Source organism: Chryseobacterium sp. BGARF1, from assembly GCF_001677955.1.
Classification (GTDB): domain Bacteria; phylum Bacteroidota; class Bacteroidia; order Flavobacteriales; family Weeksellaceae; genus Chryseobacterium.
On record NZ_LELA01000063.1, the window covers coordinates 1 to 523 of the forward strand.

Here is a 523-nt window from a genome sequence, read left to right on the forward strand (position 1 = left end):
CACGTCCTTCGTCGCCTCTGAAAGCCTAGGCATCCGCCATACGCCCTTAACGATTTCTTTCCTAATTATTAATTAGTTCAGTATTTTTTGTCTAACATTGCTGCTAAACTATTTTTTGTAAACTCAAACGCTTAATTGCGCTCGGTTTTCTCTTTGTGATATTTTTACCGTTAATGTCAATGATCTTTTTGCTATTTCTGATCTAATTCGCAAAATATTGTTTTTGGCTCTATTTGCTTCTTTAAAATTAAACCGTCAATCTAGTTACTTACGTAACGTAGTGGAGAATAAGGGAGTCGAACCCTTGACCTCCTGCGTGCAAGGCAGGCGCTCTAGCCAGCTGAGCTAATTCCCCCTCTAGTCAGATGTTAGATGTTAGTAATTAGATATTAGTAAAAAACTAACTTCTAAATTCTAATTTCTAACCTCTATTTCAATTAGTAGTCTCGGGCAGGCTCGAACTGCCGACCTCTACATTATCAGTGTAGCGCTCTAACCAGCTGAGCTACGAGACTTTGTTATG

2 tRNA genes are annotated in these 523 nt (G+C 38.8%); both read right to left on the bottom strand.

What is annotated here, in order from left to right:
- Positions 1–281: 281 nt before the first annotated feature.
- Positions 282–355 (bottom strand) — tRNA-Ala (locus tag AB671_RS12540).
- Positions 356–441: 86 nt separating this feature from the next.
- A tRNA-Ile gene (locus AB671_RS12545) sits at positions 442–515 on the bottom strand.
- Positions 516–523: the final 8 nt, after the last annotated feature.